This is a genomic window from Methylobacterium sp. FW102-HT35C08, from assembly GCF_058790235.1.
The window spans coordinates 5,069,156-5,092,120 of sequence record NZ_JBYTCL010000002.1; the positions used below are offsets into that span (position 1 = coordinate 5,069,156).

At 71.4% G+C, this 22,965-nt stretch carries 21 protein-coding genes; 15 read left to right on the forward strand and 6 right to left on the reverse strand.

Annotated features, from left to right (window positions below; translation table 11 throughout):
- The first annotated feature begins 132 nt into the window (after nucleotides 1–132).
- Nucleotides 133–2,481, forward strand: coding sequence for an ATP-binding protein (locus AC3WSN_RS23980; RefSeq protein WP_492543230.1), 2,349 nt, complete (start codon nucleotides 133–135; stop codon nucleotides 2,479–2,481).
- Entirely contained in the window at nucleotides 2,478–4,115 is a 1,638-nt protein-coding gene (locus AC3WSN_RS23985; protein WP_492541401.1) for an ABC transporter substrate-binding protein, read from the forward strand. The genes AC3WSN_RS23980 and AC3WSN_RS23985 overlap by 4 nt, the downstream gene beginning before the upstream one ends.
- A gap of 21 nt (nucleotides 4,116–4,136) precedes the next feature.
- On the opposite strand, the gene ugpB is transcribed toward AC3WSN_RS23985, so the two are convergent.
- Both ugpB and AC3WSN_RS23995 read right to left on the reverse strand, forming a co-directional pair.
- Nucleotides 4,137–5,489, reverse strand: coding sequence for a sn-glycerol-3-phosphate ABC transporter substrate-binding protein UgpB (ugpB, locus tag AC3WSN_RS23990; RefSeq protein WP_492541403.1), 1,353 nt, complete (start codon nucleotides 5,487–5,489; stop codon nucleotides 4,137–4,139).
- Entirely contained in the window at nucleotides 5,486–7,906 is a 2,421-nt protein-coding gene (locus AC3WSN_RS23995; RefSeq protein WP_492541405.1) for an ATP-binding protein, read from the reverse strand. The genes ugpB and AC3WSN_RS23995 overlap by 4 nt, the downstream gene beginning before the upstream one ends.
- 134 nt (nucleotides 7,907–8,040) lie before the next feature.
- Here AC3WSN_RS23995 and AC3WSN_RS24000 point away from each other — a divergent pair, with 134 nt between their 5' ends.
- The 9 genes from AC3WSN_RS24000 to AC3WSN_RS24040 all read left to right on the forward strand — a co-directional run bounded on the left by AC3WSN_RS24000 (nucleotide 8,041) and on the right by AC3WSN_RS24040 (nucleotide 16,643).
- Nucleotides 8,041–8,226, forward strand: coding sequence for a hypothetical protein (locus tag AC3WSN_RS24000; RefSeq protein ID WP_192709645.1), 186 nt, complete (start codon nucleotides 8,041–8,043; stop codon nucleotides 8,224–8,226).
- Between the two features lie 189 nt (nucleotides 8,227–8,415).
- The gene (efeO, locus tag AC3WSN_RS24005; protein WP_492541407.1) at nucleotides 8,416–9,303 is read left to right on the forward strand and encodes an iron uptake system protein EfeO; all 888 of its coding nucleotides are present in this window, start codon (nucleotides 8,416–8,418) and stop codon (nucleotides 9,301–9,303) included.
- Nucleotides 9,304–9,381: 78 nt separating this feature from the next.
- Nucleotides 9,382–10,623, forward strand: coding sequence for an iron uptake transporter deferrochelatase/peroxidase subunit (gene efeB / locus AC3WSN_RS24010; protein WP_492543232.1), 1,242 nt, complete (start codon nucleotides 9,382–9,384; stop codon nucleotides 10,621–10,623).
- A gap of 442 nt (nucleotides 10,624–11,065) precedes the next feature.
- Nucleotides 11,066–12,088 carry a phosphate/phosphite/phosphonate ABC transporter substrate-binding protein gene (gene phnD / locus AC3WSN_RS24015; protein WP_492541409.1) on the forward strand — a complete coding sequence of 341 codons (1,023 nt, stop codon included), beginning with the start codon at nucleotides 11,066–11,068 and terminating at the stop codon, nucleotides 12,086–12,088.
- The gene (phnC, locus tag AC3WSN_RS24020; protein WP_192709642.1) at nucleotides 12,088–12,900 is read left to right on the forward strand and encodes a phosphonate ABC transporter ATP-binding protein; all 813 of its coding nucleotides are present in this window, start codon (nucleotides 12,088–12,090) and stop codon (nucleotides 12,898–12,900) included. The genes phnD and phnC overlap by 1 nt, the downstream gene beginning before the upstream one ends.
- Nucleotides 12,897–13,703 (forward strand): phosphonate ABC transporter, permease protein PhnE, encoded by an 807-nt coding sequence (gene phnE / locus AC3WSN_RS24025; protein WP_492541411.1) that lies wholly within the window; start codon nucleotides 12,897–12,899, stop codon nucleotides 13,701–13,703. The genes phnC and phnE (AC3WSN_RS24025) overlap by 4 nt, the downstream gene beginning before the upstream one ends.
- Complete coding sequence (gene phnE / locus AC3WSN_RS24030) at nucleotides 13,700–14,521, forward strand: phosphonate ABC transporter, permease protein PhnE (protein WP_492541413.1); 822 nt, start codon at nucleotides 13,700–13,702, stop codon at nucleotides 14,519–14,521. Before phnE (AC3WSN_RS24025) ends, phnE (AC3WSN_RS24030) begins: the two co-directional genes overlap by 4 nt.
- Before the next feature lie 133 nt (nucleotides 14,522–14,654).
- Nucleotides 14,655–15,869, forward strand: coding sequence for an ABC transporter substrate-binding protein (locus AC3WSN_RS24035; protein WP_192709639.1), 1,215 nt, complete (start codon nucleotides 14,655–14,657; stop codon nucleotides 15,867–15,869).
- A 15-nt stretch (nucleotides 15,870–15,884) separates the two neighbouring features.
- Nucleotides 15,885–16,643 (forward strand): SDR family oxidoreductase, encoded by a 759-nt coding sequence (locus tag AC3WSN_RS24040; protein WP_492541415.1) that lies wholly within the window; start codon nucleotides 15,885–15,887, stop codon nucleotides 16,641–16,643.
- A gap of 29 nt (nucleotides 16,644–16,672) precedes the next feature.
- Here AC3WSN_RS24040 and AC3WSN_RS24045 read toward each other — a convergent pair whose 3' ends face one another.
- From AC3WSN_RS24045 to AC3WSN_RS24055, 3 genes are all read right to left on the reverse strand, one after another.
- Nucleotides 16,673–17,293 (reverse strand): glutathione S-transferase family protein, encoded by a 621-nt coding sequence (locus AC3WSN_RS24045; protein WP_492541417.1) that lies wholly within the window; start codon nucleotides 17,291–17,293, stop codon nucleotides 16,673–16,675.
- A gap of 131 nt (nucleotides 17,294–17,424) precedes the next feature.
- Nucleotides 17,425–17,835, reverse strand: coding sequence for a response regulator (locus AC3WSN_RS24050; RefSeq protein ID WP_492541419.1), 411 nt, complete (start codon nucleotides 17,833–17,835; stop codon nucleotides 17,425–17,427).
- Nucleotides 17,836–17,937: 102 nt separating this feature from the next.
- Entirely contained in the window at nucleotides 17,938–18,318 is a 381-nt protein-coding gene (locus AC3WSN_RS24055; protein ID WP_192709635.1) for a winged helix-turn-helix transcriptional regulator, read from the reverse strand.
- 88 nt (nucleotides 18,319–18,406) lie between these two features.
- Here AC3WSN_RS24055 and AC3WSN_RS24060 point away from each other — a divergent pair, with 88 nt between their 5' ends.
- Nucleotides 18,407–19,021 carry an FMN-dependent NADH-azoreductase gene (locus AC3WSN_RS24060; RefSeq protein WP_192709634.1) on the forward strand — a complete coding sequence of 205 codons (615 nt, stop codon included), beginning with the start codon at nucleotides 18,407–18,409 and terminating at the stop codon, nucleotides 19,019–19,021.
- A gap of 129 nt (nucleotides 19,022–19,150) precedes the next feature.
- A complete protein-coding gene (locus AC3WSN_RS24065) occupies nucleotides 19,151–19,672 on the forward strand; it encodes a DUF1993 domain-containing protein (protein WP_192709633.1) in 522 nt (173 codons plus the stop codon).
- Nucleotides 19,673–19,751: 79 nt separating this feature from the next.
- On the opposite strand, the gene AC3WSN_RS24070 is transcribed toward AC3WSN_RS24065, so the two are convergent.
- Nucleotides 19,752–20,633: an SDR family oxidoreductase gene (locus AC3WSN_RS24070; RefSeq protein ID WP_492541422.1), complete on the reverse strand. Its 882-nt coding sequence runs from the start codon at nucleotides 20,631–20,633 to the stop codon at nucleotides 19,752–19,754.
- Nucleotides 20,634–20,735: 102 nt separating this feature from the next.
- Between AC3WSN_RS24070 and AC3WSN_RS24075 the strand changes: the two genes are divergently transcribed.
- Nucleotides 20,736–21,629: a LysR family transcriptional regulator gene (locus tag AC3WSN_RS24075; protein WP_492541423.1), complete on the forward strand. Its 894-nt coding sequence runs from the start codon at nucleotides 20,736–20,738 to the stop codon at nucleotides 21,627–21,629.
- An 84-nt stretch (nucleotides 21,630–21,713) separates the two neighbouring features.
- On the forward strand, nucleotides 21,714–22,685 hold the full coding sequence (locus AC3WSN_RS24080) for a bifunctional helix-turn-helix transcriptional regulator/GNAT family N-acetyltransferase (RefSeq protein WP_492541425.1): 972 nt from the start codon (nucleotides 21,714–21,716) through the stop codon (nucleotides 22,683–22,685).
- The last annotated feature ends 280 nt before the right edge of the window (nucleotides 22,686–22,965 follow it).

The window sequence follows — 22,965 nt, forward strand, 5'->3', positions numbered from 1 at the left end:
TCGACCGAAGGCTTCGAACGGAAACGGGATGGCCGCGTCGCCGGGCCGCCGGGACTCGCCGGAACGCCGCCCGATTGCACCGCGCTCCGGCACGGCTTTAAGTTGATGCCGGACCCCTATGTCGGGACGCGGATGCGGGTTGGACCCAAGATCGCCCTGGTCGGAGGCGTGCCGATCCTCGCCGCCGGCGCGATCGCCATGGCCGGCTGGCTCCTCCTGGCCCAGGAGGAGCGCGCACGGGGCGGGGCGGTCCTCGTCGCCGACGTGTACCACGACATCGCCACCGCGCGTTTGGTCCGTGACCAGTACGCCGCCGCGGACGCGCAGGACCGACAGCCCTACGCCGAGCGCTTCGCCGGGCTGACGGCGCGGGCCGAAGCGGGCCTCGGCCGGCTCACGGGCTTCGCCCGCATCGACGCGCAGCGCGCCCGCATCGCCTCGGTGGAGGCGGCGCTCGCCCGCTACCGCAGCCAGATGGAGGCCTTCGTCCGGCGCACCCAGGAGAATGACGGCCTGATCCGCGAGATGACGCAGCGGGCCGACACCCTGATCGACCTCACCGACCGGGCCCGCCTGCGGCAGCAGGCCTCGAACGCCGACCTCGCCCGCTCGCTGGCCGAGAAGGTCGAGGCCTTGCGGGTCGCCCGCGGCCTCGTCGCCCGCCTCAACGCCCTGCGGGTCCGCACCGCCGAGAGCGCGGTGATCGCCGCGCAAGGCGTCGCCCAGAGCGCCGGCCAGATTACCGGCCAGATCACCGGCCAGGGCGCCGACCCGGCCAGCCCCGCGGCCGCCGAGTCCGAGGCCCAGCGCGGGCAGGCCCGCTTCCGCGCCGCCAGCAGCGACCTGGCGGCGGCGCTGCGGGCCGACGGCCGCGAGGCCGAGGCCGAGGCGCTCGACGCGCTGACCGTCGAGGCCGCGGGGCAGAACCCGGACCGCGGCAAGCTCGACGGCTGGATCGAGCGCAATCTGAAGATCGAGACCTCCGGCCAGGAGAGCCTGCACGACGAGGTGGCGCAGCTGCTGGCCTATTCGGTGGAGGCCAACGAGATCGAGCAGGCCACGCAGAACGTCGCCATCGGCACCCTCAAGCTCGGGCCGCGCACGGCGGGCGCCCTGCTGCACCGCGACGCCGCCCTCGCCGAGCGGATGCTGGCCGAGGGCGAGCGCCTCGCCCGGAGCGCCGGCGCCTTGCCGATCTCGCCGCTGATCCAGGCGGAGATGATCCAGGCCCTCGACGGCTGGCGGGCGCGCCTGACCACGACCATCGGGGGCCTGCGCAGCCAGAACGCCATGATCGTCGCGATGGACGGGCTCGCCGCGACGATGATCGACAGCGCCAAGGCCCTGAACGACGCCTTCGTGGGCGACGCCGACCGGTTCGGCATCTTCATCCAGCGGATCCTGCTCGCCGGCGCGGCCGGGCTGCTGCTGTTCGGCGCCCTGGTGGTGATCTGCGTCGCCCGCTCGATCCTGGTGCCCCTGCGCGCCCTGCAGGGCGACATGGTGATGCTGACCGGCAACCCGGCGGGCGCGGCCGTGCGCGGCACGGGCCGCCGGGACGAGCTCGGCGACATCGCCCGCGCCACGGCCGTCTTCGTCTCCGAGATCACGCGCCGGGAGGGGGCGCTGCGCCGGGCCAAGGATCAGGCCGACGTCGCCCTGGTCGAGCTGCGCCGGACCCAGGACAATCTCGTCCGGGCCGAGAAGCTCGCCTCCCTCGGGCAGCTCGTGGCCGGGGTCGCCCACGAGATCAACACGCCGCTCGGCATCGCGCTGACCACCGGGACGCTCATGAGCGACGAGGCGCGGACCTTCCGGACGGGCCTCGCCGCCGGCACGCTGTCGCGCTCCCGGCTCAACCACTTCGTCGACCGGGTCGAGGAGGGCGCCACGCTGCTCTGCACAAACCTCACCCGGGCCGCCGACCTCGTTCAGGGCTTCAAGCAGGTTGCGGTCGACCGGGTCAGCGACGAGAGCCGCAGCGTCGTGCTGGCGACCTGGCTCGACGACCTGCTGGCGAGCCTGCGGCCGATGCTGCGCAAGGGCGGCCACATCGTGGAGCGCGCCTGCCCGGAGGACCTCGTCATCGACACCAATCCCGGCGTGCTGGCGCAGATCGTGACCAACCTGATCGCCAACGCGGTCGTGCACGGCTTCCGCGCGGGCGAGCCGGGCCGGATCGCCGTGGACGTGTCGGAACGGGACGGCGGCCTCGTGCGGATGGAGGTCCGCGACACCGGCCAGGGCATCCCGCCGGAGCACCTCGACCGGATCTTCGATCCGTTCTTCACGACGGCGCGCAGCGCCGGCAGCACGGGGCTCGGCATGCACATCGTCCACAACCTCGTCACCGCCAAGCTCGGCGGTCGCATCGCGCTCACCAGCGAACTCGGCCAGGGCACGGTGGTGCAGGTCGAGTTTCCCGCTCGCCGCGCGGAAACGGCCGCCCATGCGCTCCCCACCGCGATCGGGACACCGTGAGGCCGGCTGCGGGAGGCCGGGCCGGGCTCCTCGCCCTGGCGGCCGGCCTGCTCCCCGGGCTTCTGCTGGCCCCCGGCCCGGCGGCGGCCCGCACCTTCGTGTTCTGCTCGGAGGGCAGCCCGGAGAACTTCGATCCCGCCCGCGCGACAACCACCACCACGATGAACGCGGCCTGGCAGGTCTACAACACGCTGGTGGAGTTCGCGCCCGGCACCACGACGATCCGCCCGGGCCTCGCCGAATCCTGGACGGTCTCGGAGGACGGCCGGACCTACGTCTTCGCCCTGCGGGACGGCGTGCGCTTCCACGCCAACGCGCGCTTCACCCCGACCCGCACCCTGAACGCCGAGGACGTGGTGTTCTCCTTCGCTCGGCAGCGCCGGGCCGGACCCGACGGCGCCGCGCCGGGCTTCACCTACTTCCACGATCTCGGTCTCGCCGACCTGATCGAGGCGATCGACGCGCCGGATCCGCGCCACGTCCGCTTCCGGCTGCGCGAGGCCGACACCACGTTCCTCGCCAACATTGCCCAGGCCTTCGCGGCGATCCTGTCGGCCGAGTACGCCGCGGCCCTCGCAGCCGGCAACGCGTCGGACGACCTCGCCCGGGCGCCGATCGGGACCGGCCCGTTCGTGTTCGAGGGCTACCGGCCGGATCAGGTCCTGCGCTATCGCGCCTTCCCGGATTACTGGCGCCGCGCGGCGGACGACGGCGAACCGGGGGAGCGCCCCGACGGCCTCGTCTTCGCGATCACCCCGAATGCGGCGGTGCGGCTGACCAAGCTGCGGGCCGGGGAGTGCCACGCCATGGCGTTCCCGGCGACCGGTGACCTCGACGCGATCCGCGCCGAGCCGGGCCTGACGCTGCTCGCACTCGCCGAGCTCAACGTCGCCTATCTCGCGCTCAACACGACGAAGGCGCCTTTCGACGATGTCCGGGTGCGGCGCGCCGTCAATCTGGCGATCGACCGGCAGGCGATCGTGGCGGGCGTCTACGGCGATGCCGGCCTCCTGGCGCAGGGGCCGCTGCCGCCGGGGATCTGGGCCCACGACGCCGAGCTGCCGGACGCGCCCTTCGACCGCGCCGGGGCCCTGCGCCTGCTGGCGGAAGCGGGGCTCGCCGAGGGCTTCGAGACCGACCTGTGGTACCCGCCGGTCAGCCGGCCCTACAACCCGAACGGACGGCGTGTCGCCGACATGATCCAGGCCGACCTCGCGCAGGTCGGTATCCGCGCGCGCCCGGTCACGCGCCCCTGGAACGCGTACCGCGCCGCGCTCTACGGCGGGGAGCCCAGCCTGATGCTCTACGGCTGGACGAGCGACAACGGCGATCCGGACAACTTCCTGAACGTCCTGCTCGGCTGCAAGGCCGCCCAGGCCGGTGGGGCCAACCTCGCCCGCTGGTGCGACCCGGCCTACGACCGGCTGGTCGAGGCCGCCCGCCGCACCGGCGACCGCGAGACGCGCCAGGCCCTTTACCGCCAGGCCCAGGCCATCGTCCGGAAGGCGATGCCCTGGGTGCCCCTGGCGCACACCAAGGTCCATCTGGCGATCCGCAACGACGTGCTCGGCCTGACGATGGATCCCCTCGGCCGCCACCTGTTCGAGACGGTGCGGTTCCGCGCGCCCCGGTGACGGCGCGACCGCCCACCACGCTCACTTCTTGGTCCGCTGCTGGAAGACCCGCAGGACCTGGTTGCCCCGCGCCACGGCGTCGTCGAGGGCCTGCTGCGGCGACTTCGCGCCGTTGAGCGCCGCCTCCAGCTCCTCGGCCCACAGGTCGCGGATCTGCAGCATGTTGCCCAGGCGCAGGCCGGCGGTGTTGCGCGTCGGCGGGCGCCGGGTGAGCTCCTGCACGGCGACGTGGAGCTGCGGGTGCCGCTCGAAGAAGCCCTCCGCCACCGCGTCGGCATAGGCGGCGCGCGTCGTGGGGATGTAGCCGGTGTTCCGGTACAGCGCGGCCTGCTGGCGTCCCTCCATCAGGAAGGCCAGGAACCGGGCGACGCCGCGGTACTCGTCCGGCGTCTTGCCCTGCATCACGTAGAGGGAGCCGCCGCCCAGGATCGCGTTCTGCGGCTCCGGCACGATGTCGGGATAGAAGGGCATCGGCGCGACCGTCCAGTCGAACCGGGCCGCGGTCGAGACCTTCCCGTAGAGGCTCGACGAGGTGAGGAAGATCGCGCAGTCGCCCGAGACGAACCGGGCCTCCCCGCGGTTGACGCGGTCGTTGTACGCGAACACGCCCGCGCGGTGCAGGTCGACGAGGTTCTGCAGGTGGCGGACCTGGAGCGGGCCGTTGAAGACGAGTTCGGCGTCGTAGCCGTCCAGGCCGTTGGAGCGGGTCGCGAGCGGCCGGTCGTGCCAGACGGAGAGCTGCTCGAGATGCACCCAGGTCGGCCAGGCCGAGGACAGCGCGCACCGCGTGCCGTCCGCCGCCTTGAGCCGCCGCGCGGCCTCGAAGACCTCCGGCCAGGTCGCCGGCAGATGGTTGGCGTCGAGGCCCGCCTGCCGGAACCGGTCCCGGTTGATCCACATCACCGTCGAGGAGACGTTGAAGGGCAGGGACAGCATCCCACCCTCGGAATCCAGGTAATTGGTGGCGACGACCGGCAGGAAATCCTCCGGCGTCGCCGAAAGCCCCGCCTCCCGCATCACGGTGGCGACCGGCCTGACGGCGCCGATGGCGGCCGCCATGGTCCCGTTGCCGACCTCGAAGACCTGGAGCAGGTGCGGCGCCGCGCCGGTGCGGTAGGCCGTGATGCCGCTGCTGATCGTCTCGGCGTAGCTGCCCTTGTAGACCGGGACGACCCGGTAATCGGCTTGCGACGCGTTGAAGGTCTCGGCGAGGCGAGTCACCAGCTCGCCGTTCGGCCCGTCGAGGGCGTGCCAGAACTGCAGCTCGGTGACGGCGGCGGCCGGGAGCGGGCGCAGCGCGAGAAGCAGGCCGGCGATCAGCAGCCCCAGGCGGACGAGGCCGCCGCGCGGGGCGTTCCGCATAGCTCTGCTCATGCCAGCCGCTCCGGAAGCCACAGCCGCAGCACCGTGCCGGCGCCGGCGCTGCTCTGCAGTTCGACTCGCCCCTGGAGGCGGTTCACCACGAGGTTGTGGACGATGTGCAGGCCGAGGCCCGTCCCGCCGCGGGCGCGGGCCGTGGTGAAGAACGGGTCGAACACGCGGCCGAGATCGGCGCTGTCGATGCCGCGCCCGTCATCCGCGATGGACAGGTCGATCCCGCCCCCGGTCCGCAGCGCCGTGATGGTGATGCGGCCGCCCTCCCGGTCCCGGAAGCCGTGCTCGATCGCGTTCTTGACGGCGTTCGACACGATCTGCGCCAGGATGCCCGGGAGCGTGTCGACGACGAGGTCGGGCGGGCAGTCGACCACGAAGGCGTGCCGGCCCGGCCGCGCCAGGGCCCGCAGGCTCTTCAGCAGCTCGTCGATCCAGTCCGCGAGGTTCAGCGCCCGGCGGTCCTCGATCGCCTGATCGGCCGCCACCTGCTTGAAGCTGTAGAGGAGGTCGGCGGCCCGCATGAGGTTGCTGGTCAGGAGCTGCGCGCCCTCCTGCATCCGCCCGGCATACTGGGTCAGCCGCGAGCGGGAGAGCTGGTTCTCCCCGACCAGGCGCGCGAAGGCCGCCGAATCGGACTGGACCTGCGTGGCCGTGGTCAACGCGATGCCGAGCGGCGTGCTGATCTCGTGCGAGACGCCCGCCACGAGCTGGCCGAGCGAGGCGAGCCGCTCGGCCCGGATCAGGTCCTCCTGGGCCTGCCGCAGGGTCGTGAGCGCGTCGTCGGCCCGCTGGGACGCGTTGCGCCGGTCCGCCTCCCGGCGGCGGATCTGCTCCAGGAACGCGTTGGTCGCCCGGGCGATGTCGCCGAGCTCGTCGCGCCGGGCGAGCAGGTGGCCGTCCCGGCCGATATCCTCCGGCGTGGGCGCGCCGGCGGCGGTGACGATGCTGTGCTGGAGGGCGTGCAGCGGCCGGGTGATCGAGCGCGCCACCGCGGCGGCGGCCCCGATCCCGAGGCACAGGGCCCCGACCGCCCCGACGATCAGGAGCTGCCGGATCACGCTGCCGAACTGGTCGGCGTCGTCGATGAAGGCCCGGCTCAGGGTCTGGGCGTTGGCGCTCATGGTGGCGGCCCGCCGGTCCATGTCGGCGATGGTCTCGTTCTGCTCGCCGATCTTCTCGATCGTCGCGGCGAGCTGCGTGCGCCAGCCGTCGATCGCGCCCGCCATCTCGTCGCGGATGCTCACCGGGATGAGCAGCGTCCGGGAGGTGCCGGACAGGTCCGCACCCGCCGCCAGCACCCGGGACGCCTCGGCGGTATCCCGCCCCGCCAGCGCCGCGTCCGTCCGCCGGGCGAGGCGCAGGGCCGTGAGGGCGATGTCCTGGGCGGAGAGTTCGGCCTCGTTCGACAGGACCGAGTGGCGGATGAGGAGCGCGACCTCCTCGTAGAGCCGGCTCTGGCGGGCGACGTTCACCTGGACGAGCTGGTCGCACCACTCGACCAGGACGCGGCCCGCCTGGGTGGCGCGGGTCAGCTCGAACCCCTCCGAGAGCACCCGGTTGAGGTCATCCTCGGTCCGGCTCCGGTCGCGATAGGCCTTCAGCAGCTCCGTCGCCCGGTCGGCCGCCCCGGCCTCGCCGTCGACGCGCAGGACCCGGCGCAGCCGGTCGCCCACCGCATCGAGCTGCCGCAGATCCGCGGCGAGTTCGTCGAACTCGATCGGGAAGACCGGGCGGCCGATGCGCGCCCGGTTCAGCTCCGCCGTGCTGATCGCCTCGCGCAGCTCCCGCAGCGCGGTGACGACGCCCTGGTTCCGCTCCAGCTCGGCATCCTTGACGGCGAGCACGGCGATCAGCTGGGCGTTGTCCTGCTGCTGGCGCCGGCGCGCGACGTCGGTCAGCGCAACCAGGCCGTCCGCCCGCTGGGCCATGTCGGCGATGGTCGCGGTCGCTGCCCGCTCCGAGAGCAGGAGCGCGCGCATCCGCGTCACCTGCGAGGTCAGGTCGCCCGTCACGGTCGCCACGAGGGCGGCCTGGCCGCGCGTCCGCGCGAGCCGCTCCAGCCTTTCGAGCTGCGCCGTCGCCGTCGCGGCGCGCTCGTCGAAGCGGCGCTCGGCCCCGTCCCGCCCCGCGACGCTGCCGCTCAGGGCATCCGCCCGCGCCCGGTTCATCGCCGCGAGCGTCTGCGCCGTCTCCGTCGCCACCACGGCGCCGGCCCGGGCGCGCTCGGCCTCGTGGAGCAGGATCCAGGCGCCGAGCGCGATCGCGGCAGCGACCAGGATCGGGATCGCCCCGACCACGAGGACGCGGCGCGCGATGCCGGACGTGCCGAACCCGCGCATCATCGCGCCCCACACCGTGTCCCGCGCCCCGCCACCGTTGCGGTCTCCCGTTCCGCCGCCGACCTCGCGACGACACATTCGGTTATTGTGACATCCGCGCGATGACTTCCCGAGAGCACTGAAGCAACACGGGACGCAATATTCCCGCATCACGGAACCCGTAGACACCGCCCCGCACAACGGTCCTCGAAGACCGAAAAAGGGGAAACACCATGCTCGACGTCATCGCCCGCCTGCTGCTCTCGGCCGGCATCCTGACCGGCACCACCTACCTGCCGATGCTCTCGCAGGCCGTCACCGCCCAGCCGGCCGATGCCCCGGCCTCCGCGATGGTCTCCCGCGCCTGCCCGGCGAAGGCCGCCGCGCCCGGCGCCCGCGCGCTGGCCTGCATCGGCTGACCGGCCATGGGTGCCCTGCCTCTGGTCCTCCTCGTCGGGACGAATGTCGTGGTCGCCGTCCTGATCCCGCTCCTCGTCTGAGCCGGCTGTCATGACCCGCGACGGTTGCCCTGGTGCGCGGCCTCGGTTAGCCGGACTCTGCGGTCGGTTCGCGCCGCGCTCCGCGTCCAGATCCGCCTCCGGCCCCGCATGCCCGAGATTGCACGCCTCGACAGGGACCGACGCCGCGTCGCGGCGGTCGCCGTGGCGATGCTGATCGGTCTCGGCGCGGCGCGGCCGGCCTTGTCCCTCGAGCAGCCGGACAGCCCGCGTCCCGCGCGTCCGGCCCGGCCGATCGCGCCCGAGCTGGCCGCGGCCCTCGCCGCGTACAGGACCTACGTCGTCGCCCAGGCCGACGCCTTCGTGCGCGAGACCGCGCGCTTCGTCGCGGCGATCCAGGCCGGGCAGCTCGCGGAGGCGCGCCGACTCTACGCCCCGGCGCGCGCGCCCTACGAGCGCATCGAGCCGGTGGCGGCCCTGTTTCCCGAGCTGATCAAGCGCCTCGACGTGCGCAGCGACGAGTTCGAGCTGCGCGAGCGCGATCCCGCCTTCGTGGGCTTCCACCGCCTGGAGATGGCGCTCTTCACCCACGGCACCACGGAGGGCCTCGGCGAGGTCGCAGAGCGGCTCTCCGCCGAGACCGTGACCCTGCGCGACAGAATCGCGGCGCTGGCCATTCCGCCCGCCAAGGCGGTCGGGGCCGCTTCGGCCCTGATCGAGGGGATCGCCGCCACCAAGATCAGCGGCGAGGAGGAGCGCTACAGTCGCACCGACCTGTGGGACTTCCAGGCCAATATCGAGGGCTCGAAGGTGGTGTTCACGCTTCTGCGTCCGCTCCTGGCGGACCGGGACTTTGTGGCCCGGGTCGAGCGCAGCTACAAGCGGGTCGAGGACCTGCTCGCCCGCTACCGCAGCCCGGACGGCGCCTTCCAGAGCTACGACAACCTCACGGCCCGGGACCGCAACGCCCTCAAGGGGCCGATCACGCTGCTCGCCGAAGACCTGTCGACGTTGCGCGGCCGACTGGGCTTAGACTGAAACCATTGCCAAGGTGCCGTCCTGTCGTCTTTGTTCGCGGCGACAAGCGGCAGAACGAACAGATCTCGTCGAGCGATGATGCGCTTTCCGTCTCCGGTCCCCACCCGCCGCCGTTTCCTCGGCGGTCTCGGCGCGGCCGCGCTCCTCGGTCCGGCCCGGGCCGAGGATGCGACGCCCACGCCGGCGACCGAGGGCACGCTCGTCGCCCAACCCTTCTACGGGCCCCATCAGGCCGGGATCGTCACCCCGCAGCCGGCCGCCGCCCTCTACGTCGCCTTCGACGTGCTGGCCGAGCGTCGGGGCGAGCTGCCCCACCTGTTCCGGACGCTGACCGAGCGCCTGGCCTTCCTGACCCGGGGCGGCGCCGTGCCCGATGTCCACCCGCAGCTGCCGCCGCGCAATTCCGGCATCCTGGGTCCGACCGTCCTGCCGGACAACCTCACCGCCACCGTCTCGGTCGGCGCGAGCCTGTTCGACTACCGGTTCGGCCTGGCGCGCGCCCGCCCGCGCCATCTCGGGCCCATGGAGCGCTTCTCCAACGACGCCCTCGACCCGGCCCAGTGTCACGGCGACCTGCTGATCCAGTTCTGCTCGAACACGGCCGAGACCAACATCCACGCCCTGCGGGACGTCATCAAGGCGACGCCCGGTCTGCTCGCGCCGCGCTGGAAGATCGAGGGTTTCCTGCCGCCCCACGTGGTGAAGACCATGGGGGCCGACACCGTGCGCAACATGCTGGGCTTCAAGGACGGCACCGCCAATCTCGACGTGCGGAATTCCCGGCTGATGGACCGCTACGTCTGGGTGGGGGCGGGGCAGGACGAGCCGGCCTGGGCCGTCGGGGGCAGCTACCAGGTGGTGCGGATCATCCGCACCCTCGTCGAGCGCTGGGACCGCACGCCGCTCGGCGAGCAGGAGGCGATCATCGGCCGGCACAAGGGCAGCGGCGCGCCGCTCCGGCAGGGCCACGAGCGCGACACCCCTGACTACGCGGCCGATCCGGACGGCGAGGCCATCTCGCTCGCCGCCCATATCCGCCTCGCCAACCCGCGCCTCCCCGGCACCGAGGGCAGCCTGATCCTCCGCCGCAGCTACAATTACTCCCGCGGGCTGACCACGGCCGGACAGCTCGATATGGGCCTGCTGTTCGTCTGCTATCAGGCCGACCTCGCGGCCGGCTTCATCACCGTCCAGAACCGCCTCTCCGGCGAGGGCCTCGAGGAGTACATCCGCCCGGTCGGCGGCGGCTACTTCTTCGCCCTGCCGGGCGTCGCGGGGCCCGAGAGCTTCTTGGGGGAAGGGCTGCTCGCCGCGGTGTAGGCTGATCGCGTCCCGATTCGCGTGGACCTGGCCGCCCGGGGTTGGTCCTGCGCACCGTCATCCCGGGGCCGCGCAGCGGAGCCCCGGATCCAGAGCCGCCGACGCGCCAATGCTTTGCTCCGTCGGTGGTTCTGGATTCCGGGCTCGCCTGCGGCGCCCCGGAATGACGGCATGGCCGGCAGCCCAAGCGAATTCCTGATCGAGGGTCGCGATCTCGATCCTGGCGCGCCGCCGCCGGGTAACGCGGTTCGATGCCGCGAGGCGGGCGCGCCGCGGATCGACGGGACCTGTCACCACGACCCATCCCTCAAGAACCGCCGCGCCGGCGGCCTTGCGCAATCCGGAAGCCGACGCCTACAAGTTGCCGGCTCAAGCTCGGCCCGGATCGAGCAGCAACACGGTGGGGCGGCCTTAAGGCCTTGCTCCCCATGGAGGAAACCGCGTGACAATCGCCCGATGCGGTGCAGCCCTGGCGCTGCTCTGGGGACTGGGTTCGGTGTCGCCCGCCAAGGCCGACGACTGCCCCAATCGCGGCCAGCTCGACGACGCGTATTGTGACGCCAACAAGGATCTCGTCGCCGATGTGCCGGCGAAGACCCGCGATCCCAGCGTCATCGTGTTCGCCTACACGCCGGTCGAGGATCCCGCGGTCTACGAGAATTCCTTCAAGCCGTTCACCACCTATCTGAGCCAGTGCACGGGCAAGCGGGTCGTCTACTACCCCGTCCAGTCGAACTCGGCCGAGATCGAGGCGATGCGCTCCGGCCGGCTCACGGTCGCGGGCTTCTCGACCGGCCCTCTGGGCTTCGCCGTCAACATGGCTGGCGCGATCCCGTTCGCCGCCAAGGGCACCGAGAAGGGCGCCGAGGGCTACAACCTCATCGTCGTGGTGAAGGCAAACAGCCCGTACAAGACGCTCACCGACCTCAAGGGCAAGCGGGTCGCCCATACTGCCCCGTCGTCGAATTCCGGCAATCTCGCCCCGAAGGCGCTGTTCCCCGAGCAGGGCCTGAAACCGGGCGAGGATTACAAGCTCATCTATTCCGGCGGCCACGACAAGTCGGCGCTCGGCGTCGGCACCGGCGATTACGACGCGGCCCCGCTCGCCTCCGACGTGTTCTACCGGATGGTCGCCCGCGGGACGATCAAGGGCGACGATTACCGGGTGATCTACACGAGCGAGAAATTCCCGACCTCGGGCTTCGCCTACGCCCACGATCTCAAGCCGGAGCTCGCCGAGAAGCTGAAGCAGTGCTTCTACGATTTCCGCTTCCCGCCCGACATGGTGAAGGATTTCGAGGGCGACGACCGCTTCGCGCCGATCACCTACCTCAAGGACTGGGCGATCGTCCGCAAGGTCGCGGAGGAATCCGGCACGCCCTACAACAAGGCCGCCTACGAGCGGGAGGCCGCCCGCGAGGCCGAGGCGGCGCGCAAGAAGGCGGAAAGCGCAGGCCAGAAGTGATGGCGGGCTCCGCGCTGCGCGAGGCCGCTCAATCCGCCGTCGTTCCGGCGGACGACCCGCGCGCCCTGGTGATCCGTGGGCTCACCAAGGAATACCGGCCCGGCCAGCCGGTCCTGAAGGGCATCGACCTCGTGGTGCCGGGCACCGGCCTCACCGCGATCATCGGGCCGTCGGGGACCGGCAAGAGCACCCTGATCCGCTGCATCAACCGCCTCGTGCAGCCGACGTCGGGGGAGATCCTGTTCCGCGGCGAGGATCTCGCCCAGCTCTCCGGCCGCCGCTTGCGCCAGGCGCGTCGCCGGATCGGGATGGTGTTCCAGGAGTACAACCTCGTCGAACGCCTGACCGTGATGGAGAACCTGCTCTGCGGGCGCCTCGGCTACGTGCCGGTCTGGCGCGCGTGGCTGCGGCGGTTCCCCGAGGCCGACATCGCCCGGGCCTTCGACCTCCTCGACGCGGTCGGCCTCTCGGGCTTCGCCACGCGCCGGGCCGACGCCCTCTCGGGCGGCCAGCGCCAGCGCGTCGGCATCGCCCGGGCGATCATGCAGGAGCCCGAGATCGTGCTCGCCGACGAGCCGACCTCGTCCCTCGACCCGAAGAGCTCCGTCGAGATCATGGAGATCCTGTCGCGGCTTGCGGCCGAGCGCGGCGTGCCGGTGGTCGTCAACATCCACAACGTGGCGCTCGCCCAGCGCTTCGCCGCGCGCATCGTCGGCATGTCGGGCGGCCACGTGGTCTATGACGGGCCGCCCGACCGCCTGAGCGAGCGGGACCTGCGCGGCATCTACGGCGGCGAGAACTGGCTCGAATGAGCGCCACCGCCGGACCAACCCCCGCGGCCCCATCCCGCGGCGCCGCGTTCCGTCCGAACTGGACGGCGCGGATCGGCTGGGCGCTCCTCGCCGTCTACGCGCTCTACGCCGCCAGCCAGCTCGGCTTCGTGCCCGAGCGCCTCGCCAGCGGGCTCGGTCACGGCCGGCAGTTCCTGGCCCGCATGTTCCCGCCGAACTTCTCGCGCTGGGAGCTGATCCAGTCCGGCATCGTCGAGAGCCTGCAGATCGCCGTGATCGCCACGGTGGTCGGCATCGCGGTCGCCCTGCCGATCGGCTTCCTCGCGGCGCGCAACCTGATGCCGCCCTGGGTGACGTGGCCGATGCGGGCGCTGATCGCCCTGTGCCGCTCGTTCCACCCGATCATCGTGGCGATCCTGTTCGTGAAGGCGATCGGCTTCGGGGCGCTGGCCGGCGTGATGGCGCTGATCGTCGCCTCGGTCGGCTTCATCGCGAAGCTGTTCGCCGAGGCGATCGAGGAGATCTCCCTGAAGCAGGTCGAGGCGGTGCGGGCGACCGGCGCGGGCTTCCTGTCCACGCTGATCATGGGCGTGCAGCCGCAGGTCCTGCCGCGCTTCATCGGCTTCGCCACCTACCAGCTTGATTCCAACCTCCGGAACTCGACCATGGTGGGGATCGTGGGCGGCGGCGGCATCGGCGCGACGCTGTTCACCGCCTATCAGCGTTTCGACTACGACGTCGTGCTGGCGATCCTGATCGTCATCGTCGCGCTGATCATGGTGGCCGAGATCGTGTCGGGCTGGGCGCGGAAGGTGTTCCAGTGAGCGCCGCCGCCGCGACCGTCTCCGCCGCTCCGGTCTCGCGCCGCTGGCAGCGCTTCTCCCTGGGTAAGCGCCTCGCGCGGCTCGCCTTCACGCTGTTCGCGGTGGCCGCCTTCGTGACGAGCCTGCGCACGATCGAGGTGATCCCGGAATTCCTCTACGACGCCCCCGACCAGCTCGCCGACCTGTTCGGGCGGATGTGGCCGATGGATGCCGGCTATGTCGGCCCGACGCTGCGGGCGCTGGTCGAGACGCTGCACATCGCGACGCTCGGCACGCTGATCGCGATCGGGATCGCGGTGCCGATCGGGCTGCTGGCGGCGCGGAACGTGACGCCCAGCCTGCCCCTGAACCTGCTGGCGAAGTTCGTCTTCGTGACCTCCCGCTCGGTGAATTCCTTGGTCTGGGCGCTGCTGTTCGTGGCGGTGTTCGGCCCGGGTCCGCTCGCCGGCACGCTGGCGATCGCGCTGCGCTCCGTCGGGTTCACCGGCAAGCTGTTCGCCGAGGCGCTGGAGGAGGCGAACCGCGGCTCGATCGAGGCGCTGCAGGCCGCCGGGGCCGGGCGGCTCTCGACCCTGCTGCTCGGCTACTGGCCGCAGGTGAAGCCGGCCTTCTGGTCGATCGCGCTGTTCCGCTGGGACATCAACATCCGGGAATCGGCCGTGCTCGGCCTGGTCGGCGCCGGCGGCATCGGCGTCGCGCTCGATACGGCGCTCAACCTGCTCTACTGGGATCAGGTGGCCGTGGTGCTCGCCGCCATCTTCGCCACCGTCATCGCGGCCGAGATCGTGGTCACGACCGTGAGAGCCCGCATGCTCTGAGACTAAGGCGACAGGTTCGCGTGGCGCGTCGACGCCGAGCGCCGGATCCCGCCGGGACCGGTGCTTGACGCTGGGATGCCAGCCATGCCCTCCTGTCGGCAAATAAAAAATCCGCCTCGGAGGAATGTCTGCCATGACGCTGATCCGGTGCTGCGTTCTCTCGGCCGCGATCAATCTGGCCGCCCTGATCGGGCCGGCTTCCGCCGAGCCGATCCGCGTCAAGGTCGGAATCCTCAACGACATGTCCGGCGTCTACGCGGATACCGGCGGCAAGGGCTCCGTCGTCGCCGCGCAGATGGCGGTCGAGGATTTCGCCAAGACCAACCCGGACGTGCAGGTCGAGGTCGTCTCGGCCGACCACCAGAACAAGCCCGATGTCGGGGCCGCCGTCGCCCGCCAGTGGTACGACCGCGAGGGCGTCGACGCGATCCTCGACGTGCCGACCTCCTCGGTCGCGCTGGCGGTGAGCCAGGTCACGCGCGAGAAGAACAAGGTCTTCATCGATTCGGGCGCCGGGACCACGGAGCTGACCGGCCGGCAATGCTCGCCGAACACGATCCAGTGGACCTACGACACCTACGCGCTGGCGCACGGCACGGCCGGCGCCATGCTCAAGCGCGGCGGCGACGCGTGGTACTTCCTCACTGCCGACTACGCGTTCGGCCTCTCGCTGCAGAACGAGGCCACCGCGGTGATCGACAAGGGCGGCGGGCGGGTCCTGGGCGCCGCCCGGGTCCCGTTCCCCGCCACCGACTTCTCCTCGTTCCTGCTGCAGGCCCAGGCCTCGGGCGCGAAGGTGGTGGGGCTGGCCAATGCCGGCGGCGACACGGTCAACGCGGTCAAGCAGGCGCACGAGTTCGGGCTGACCGAGAGCGGCCAGAAGCTCGCCGCGCTGCTGATCTACGCCGTCGACGTCCACGCGATCGGGCTGCAGACCGCGCAGGGGCTGGTGCTCACGGAATCGTTCTACTGGGATCTCAACCCCGGGACGCGGGCCTTCTCCGAGCGGTTCTACCCGCGCAACGGCAACAGCATGCCGACGATGAACCATGCGGGCGTCTATGCCGGGCTGCTGCACTACCTGAAGGCGGTGGCGGCGACGAAGTCGACGGACCCGCAGGCGACCATGGCCTGGATGAAGGCCAACCCGACGGACGACCCGCTGTTCGGCAAGGGCACGGTCCGGGCGGACGGGCGCAAGGTGCACCCGATGTACCTGTTCGAGGTGAAGGCGCCCTCGGAATCGAAGGGCCCGTGGGACCTCTACCGGCTCCTCGACACGATCCCGGCCGAGCAGGCCTTCCGCCCCCTGGCCGAGGGGGGCTGCCCGCTCGTCGGCAAGCTGTAGAAACGGGAGCCCGGCATGCTGCGTGACATCGGAGGACAGGTCGCCTGGGTGACGGGGGCCGGGTCCGGCATCGGACAGGCGGCCGCCCTGGCTCTGGCGAAGGCCGGGCTGCGGCTCGCGCTCACCGGACGGGGGCGGGAGGCCCTGGAGCACACCGCCGAGCTCGTGCGCCAGGCGGGCGGGGAGGCACTGGTCGCCCCCGCCGACATGCGCGTGGCCGACGACGTCCAGCGCGCCTGGGAGGCGGTGGAGGCCGCCTACTGGCGCTGCGACCTGCTGGTGAATGCGGCGGGCCTCAACGTGCCGCAGCGGGGCTGGGACGCGATCACGCCGGCCGGCATCGACGCCGTGGTCGGCGCCAACCTCAACGGCCCGTTCTACGCGTCGCGGGCGGTGCTGCCGGCGATGCGCGCCCAGGGGAGCGGCCTGATCATCCACGTCTCCTCCTGGGCCGGCCGCTACGTCTCCAAGCTGACCGGACCGGCCTATTCGGCGGCCAAGCACGGGCTGGTGGCGCTCTCGGAGAGCCTGAACCAGGAGGAATGCGGCCACGGCATCCGGTCCTGCTGCATCTGCCCCGGCGAGGTCGCGACGCCGCTCCTCGACAAGCGGCCGGTTCCGGTGACGGCGGAGGACAAGGGGCGGATGCTGCAGGCGGAGGATCTCGCCGAGACGATCCTGTTCGTCGCGCGCCTGCCGGCCTCCGTGTGCATCAACGAGATCCTGATGAGCCCCACCTGGAACCGCGGCTATCTCGAAGGTGTGAAGCTCTGAGCGGTCGCGATGAGGGGGCCGCGCCGGCCTCAGCTCAGGGAAACCTCGAAACCGCGCTGCACGGCGGGGCGGCTCATCAGGGTCTGGTACCAGCGCTGCACGTGCGGATACGCGTCGAGGCTGACCTGATGGCGCTCGTGCCGCCAGGCCCATCCGAGGATCGCGAAATCCGCCACCGAGAGCGGGCCCGCCACGAACTCGACCTGCGCCAGGCGGCGGTCGAGGACGCCGTAGAGCCGCCGCGTCTCCTTCTGGTAGCGCTCCAGCCCGTAGGCCCGGTTCGCCGGATCGACGGTCAGGAAGTGGTGGACCTGGCCGGGCATCGGCCCGAAGCCGCCCATCTGCCACATCAGCCATTCCAGCGCGGCGACGCGTTGCCGCCGGTCCTCCGGCACGAACCGGCCGGTCTTCTCGGCGAGGTACAGCAGGATCGCACCGGATTCGAACACCGAGATCGGCGCGCCGTCCGGCCCGTTGGGATCGACGATGGCGGGGATCCGGTTGTTCGGGCTGATCGCCAGGAAGGCCGGCTCGTGTTGCGCGCCCTGGGTGATGTCCACCGGCGTGACCCGGTAGGGCAGCGCCATCTCCTCGAGGGCCACGCTGATCTTGCGGCCGTTGGGCGTGTTCCAGGCGTACAGCTCGATCATCGCGGGTCCATCCCCTCAGGCGCCGGATCGTCGGTCCCGTGTACCGGCCCTGGCCGGTCCGCAGAAGCAGGGATCGCACGGGATACCGCCAGCCGCCCGGCTACCGGCCGCGCCGCATTCCCCATCCGAGCCTAGTTGCGCAGCGGATCCGGCTTCTGGCCGTCCGGCAGGATCTCCTTGAGATGATCGTGCACCATGTCGGCCGTGAACGGCTTGCCGATGAAGTGCGCCCCGTCGGGCATGTCATCCGGGCCCGGCTGGACCTGACCGGACGCCACCACGATGGCGATGTGCGGCCACTCACGGGCGGTCTCCCGCGCGACCGCGAAGCCGTCGCGGGAGCCCGGCATCTGCACGTCGGTGAACAGCAGGACGATCAGGGTATGGTTCTGAGCGAGCAGCGCGATCGCCGTGTCGCCGTCGCTGGCCTCGAAGGTCCGGAACCCCGCATCCTCCAGCATATCCATCGCATCCATGCGGATGAGGCCATCATCGTCGACGACGAGGGCGTAAGGGGTCGAGGGGGCAGGCGAGTCGGTCATCACCAGACAAAGCCCAACCCAGATCAAAGATCCGGGCCGCGCATCGGGCGAGGTAGCGGGCGGCACGCCGGGCGGCGCAAGCGCACCGGTCCGGTCGCCGTCTCAGGCGCCGGTCTGCCCGTCGTCGTACCGGGTCTGCGCGGCGCCGATGGCGTCGAGATGCTGGAAGGCCCAGGCCCCCAGCGCCTTCACCGGCTCGGCCAGGGAGCGCCCCATCTCGGTCAGCTCGTAATCGACCCGGGGCGGGATCGACGGCGTGACGGTGCGGCTCACCAAGCCATCCCGCTCCAGGTTCCGCAAGGTCAGCGTCAGCATCCGCTGCGAGATCCCGCCGATGCTGCGCTTCAGCGCGCTGAAACGGTGCGGTCCGCGATGCAGCAGCATGATGACGAGCACGCTCCACTTGTCGCCGATACGGGACAGGACCTGCGAGACCCGGCGGCAATCTGACGACGGCGAGACGGTCGACTCGGTCACATCCATGTAACCTCGGTATCAAATCTGTGCCGTCTTGCGGCGCCCAGCCAAGCTCATATCATCGCCCGGTCACAAACAGGAACCGGGTTCCGATATGAAACTTCTGCACGTGGATAGCAGCATTCTCGGGGCTGGCTCGGTCTCGCGCGAGCTGTCGGCCCTGATCGTCCGGAGGGTGACGGCGGGCGTCGCGGCGGAGGTCACGTACCGCGACCTCGCCGAGGCGGATCTGCCGCACCTGACGCTGGCGACGCTGCCGAGCGCCCATCCCCGGGCGGCCTTGGCGGGCGCGCTCGACGCGGCCGGGCAGTCCCGGCGCGACGCCAGCGACCGGCTCCTCGACGAGTTCCTGGCCGCCGACATCGTGGTGGTCGGGGCCCCGATGTACAATTTCGGCATCCCCTCGCAGCTCAAGGCCTGGATCGACCGCCTGGCCGTGCCCGGCCGGACCTTCAGGTACGGCGCGGGCGGTCCGGAGGGCCTGATGCGGGGCAAGCGCGTGATCGTCGCGCTGGCCCGCGGCGGCTTCTATGGTCCGGACACCGCGATGATCTCGGCGGAGCACGCCCAGAGCTACCTGCGCGCGGTCTTCGGGTTCCTGGGCATCGCGCCCGAATTCGTGCTGGTCGAGGGTCTGGCGGCCGGCGAGCAGACCAAGACCCACGCGATGGAGGTGGCGCGCGACGCCATCGGACAGCTCGCCGCCTGACGGGCACGCTGGTGCTGTGGGCGCGCGGCCGGTGTGACAAACCGCACGCCGGGACCGGCCTCGTTCCCGCATGACCGGCGCGCCGCTTCGGGACGCCGCCCAGACGCCCCGCATTCGAAAAGGTCCGCGATGCCCCTGACCCTGTACGACGCCTCGATCCCGGTGTTCACGCGCGGGCTGACGATCCTGTCGACCCTGCTCGACAAGGCGGAGGCGCACGCGTCCGAAACCGGCGCGGCGCCCGAATCCTATGTCGAGGCGCGGCTCGCGCCCGACATGCTGACGCTGGCCGGCCAGGTGCAGCGCGCCTCCGACACCGCGAAGTTCGGCGGCGCGCGGCTCACCGGCACGCAGGCCCCGTCCTTCGCGGACGCGGAGACCACGTTCGACCAGTTGCGGGCGCGCTGTGCGGACACGATCGCCTATCTCGGCACGCTGCCGCCCGACGCCTTCGCGGGCCGCGAGACGCAGGCGGTCACTTTCGGCGGCGGTGCGTTCCAGCAGACGCTGTCCGCCGACCGCTACGTCCTCCAGTTCGCGCTGCCGAACTTCTTCTTCCACGTCACCACGGCCTACGACATCCTGCGGCACAGGGGCGTTCCGGTCGGCAAGCGCGACTATCTCGGCCCCTTCGACGGCGCCTCCGCGTAGCGCCGGCCGGATTGACCGGCCCGGTGACGGTCGAAAAGACCGAGGCCGCACGCCCCGGTCTGGAATCGGCATCCGGCGCTCAGGCCGAGACCCCGGTTGCGACCACGGTCTCGGTCGCGAAGGCGCGGTAGCTGCGCAGCGGCCGGCCGAGTAGCTCGGTCAGGCGCGCGACGTCGCCGGCCTCGGGCAGCATGCCGTCGGTGAGGAAGCGCTCGGCCATGAGGCGCATGTCGAAGGCCATCCAGCCGGGCATGAAGGCCCGCAGAGTCTGCTCGAACCGGGCGGTGTCGTCGCCGCCATAGGCGACTGGGCGACCCAGCACCTCCGACCAGATCGCCGCGACATCCGCCCCGGTCAGCGTGTCCGGACCGACGAGGTTGATCCGGTCGAGCGGGAGCGGCCCGGGGGCTTGCTCGCGGCGCAGGAGTTCGCGGGCCGCGATCGCGCCGATGTCCCGCACGTCGATCATCGCGAGACCCTTGCTGCCGACCGGCATCGGGTAGACGCCGTGGCCCAGCACCACGTCCTTGATCGTCAGATCGTTGCTGAAGAAGTAGGCGGGGCGCAGGATGGTGGCGCCGAAGCCCATCCGCTCGATCATGCGCTCGACGGCGAACTTGCCGGCGAAGTGCGGCACGTTCACGTAGACGTCGCTGTGGATCACCGACAGGTAGACGATCCGCTCGATGCCGGCCTCCCGGGCGAGATTGAGCGCGATCAGCGCCTGCGAGACCTCGTCGGGCACCACCGCGTTCAGCAGGAACAGGGTGGAGACGCCCGACAGGGCATTCCGCAGCGCGTCGACATCCAGCAGGTCGCCCTGCACGACGGCGATGCCGGCCGGCAGATCGGCCTTGGCGGGATCGCGGACGAGGGCTCGGACCTCCGCCCCCTGCTGGACGAGCTGCGTGACGACGTGGCGACCGACCGTGCCGGTGGCGCCGGTTACGAGGATGGTCATGGGATCACTCCGGGTTGATGTCGTGGACAGCCCGAAGATGCGTGATCCACCCGTGCGCCAATAGACGGTATATTGGGATACACTGTCTCGCTGATGGAACGGATGGATCTCCTCGCCCTCGCCGATTTCAACCTGGTCGCCCGCCACGGCGGGTTCGGACGCGCCGCCCGGGCCACCGGACGCCCGAAGGCCACGCTGTCCCGCCGGGTCGCGGAGCTGGAGGGCAGCCTGGGCTTGCGCCTGCTGGAACGCGGGACGCGCATCCTGACGCTCACCGAGGAGGGGCGGGCGCTCCACGCACGCTCCGGTGCCCTGCTGACCGAGCTCGAGGAGGTTGCGGCGGGGATCGCGGCGGGCGGGCGCAATCCGCGGGGGCGCCTGAGGGTCAGCGCCCCGCTGCTGTTCTCGCAGACCGCCATGGGCCGGCTCGCCGCCGGATTCGCCGGGCGATTTCCGGAGGTCCGGCTTGAGGTGACGACGGAGGATCGCGCCGTCGACATGGTCGAGGAGGGCTACGACCTCGTGATCCGGGTCAATCCGGACCCGGATGACAGTCTGGTCGGGCGGATCTTCCTGCGCGACCGGCTCGTCGTGGTCGCGAGCCCGGGTCTCGATCGCGGCGTGGACGACGCTTCCGTCCCGGCCGTCCTGCGCGGCGGGAGCGATCCCGTGACCGCCTGGACCGTGACGGGGCCGACAGGCCGGGTGCGCATCGCGGTCGATCCGGTCCTGCACCTGTCCTCGCTGATCATGGTGCGCGACGCGGTTCGGGCGGGCGCCGGCGCCGCCTGCCTGCCGGTCTCGCTGGTCGGCCGCGATCTCGCGGCCGGCACGCTGGTGCATTGGGGCGATGCGGACGGCCCGGAGATCGCGCTCTGGGCGCTCTACCCATCGCGCCGGCTGCTGAGCGCGCGGGTGTCGGCCTTCCTCGACCACCTGAAGGCGGCGTTCCCGCTCGGCACGCCGGAGGAGCTGGCGACCTTCATCACAGGCTGAAGGCGGCGGCGCTCCGGAGATACGCCCGGGGCCGGCTTGTCACATCCATAACGTGTTATGTATATCGCGCTTAGGAGCGATGCCATGAGCGCCGACATACTGCACGACCTGGGGCCCCTGTTCCTCGGCAGCCGCCTCAAGCGCCTGTCCGACCGGTTCCAGGGGGACGCGACCAAGATCCTGCGAGAGGAGGGGCTCGGGATTCAGCCGGCGCAATTCCCGCTCCTCGCCGCGGTCGACCGCTACGGCCCCATGACCGTCAACGAGGCCGCCCTCGCGCTGGGCGTCAGCCAGCCGGCCGTCACCCGCACGGCGGCAAGCCTCGTGGAAGCCGGGCTCCTGACCGAGACACGCTCCGACCGCGACCTGCGCCAGAAGGCCCTGTCGCTCAGCGCCGCCGGGCAGGCGCTGATGGCGCGCGCCAAGGCGACGCTGTGGCCCCGGGTCCACGCGGCCGTGACCGACCTGTGCGACGGCCTGACCGGTCCGCTGCTGGACCAGCTCGCCGGGCTGGAGCGCCGGCTCGATGACCGCGCGTTCGCGGCGCGCGTCCAAGCCGGCCCCCGCGCGGGCGGCGAGCGGCCGGCGCTCACGATCCGCGACTATGCGGACGATCTGGCCGAGGCCTTCTACGCCATCAACGCCGAGTGGATCGCGGCGATGTTCGCCCTGGAGGAGAACGACCGCCGGATCCTGTCCGATCCCCGGGGCGAGATCCTGGATCGGGGCGGTCTCATCCTGTTCGTCGAGGCCGAGGGTCTGGGAGTCGTGGGCACCTGCGCGCTGATGACCACCAGTCCGGGCTGCTTCGAGCTCACCAAGATGGCGGTGTCGGAGCGGGCACGCGGATTGAAGGCCGGCGAGCACCTGCTGCGCGCCGTCCTGGCCCGCGCCGGGACGATGGACATCGAGACGCTCTATCTGCTGACCAACACCGCGTGCGCGGCGGCGATCCATCTTTACGAGAAGGTCGGGTTCCGGCACGATGCCGAGATCATGGACCGCTTCGGACGACGCTACGCCCGCTGCAACGTGGCAATGCGCTACGAACCGTGACCGGGATGGCCGCAGGCGGGCCGCCATCATCCAGCGTACCGGCTCCGGTCGCGTGGGTCTTTGATCTGCCGGATGGGTATCATGTCCCGAACCGGCCCGGTCGTGCCGGGCAAGTCTTGCTGCGCAGCCTCGGCGGCTCTGCAGGATCGACGGCAGATCAGTAACGGAGAAGCACAGGTCGACGCCCCCGTTATGGAGGCGCCCTCGGAAAGACGTTCCGGTCTGCCCTGAAAATACGGAACCTCTTTCTGCGGGCCGGGGGATATCTTGGCGATGCTCC